Source organism: Streptomyces sp. SID5643 (assembly GCF_009872555.1).
Classification (GTDB): domain Bacteria; phylum Actinomycetota; class Actinomycetes; order Streptomycetales; family Streptomycetaceae; genus Streptomyces; species Streptomyces iakyrus.
The window spans coordinates 1-385 of record NZ_WWIC01000256.1; the positions used below are offsets into that span (position 1 = coordinate 1).

The following is a 385-nucleotide window of genomic DNA, read 5'->3' on the forward strand; positions in this document are numbered from 1 at the left end:
AACATGTACGGCATCACCGAGACCACCGTGCACGTCACCCACCGGGTGCTGGACGCGGCCACGGTCGCCGACGGGACCGTGAGCCCGATCGGCACCGCCATCCCCGACCTGAGGCTGTACGTCCTCGACGACGCCCTTCAGCCCACCCCGCCCGGGGTGACGGGAGAGATGTACGTGGCCGGTGCGGGCCTGGCCCGCGGCTACCACAACCGGCCCGCCCTCAGCGCCGAACGCTTCGTCGCCGACCCCTTCGGGCCGCCCGGCACCCGCATGTACCGAACCGGCGACCTGGCCCGCCACCGGACCGACGGGGAACTTCAATACCTGGGCCGCGCCGACGACCAGGTCAAGATCCGCGGCTTCCGGATCGAGCCGGGTGAGGTAC

The 385-nt window shown here is 71.7% G+C and carries 1 protein-coding gene; it reads left to right on the plus strand.

The window, feature by feature from the left end; all coding sequences use genetic code 11:
* A partial coding sequence (locus GTY56_RS28725; protein WP_161368226.1) for an AMP-binding protein occupies positions 1 to 385 on the plus strand: 385 nt, incomplete at both ends.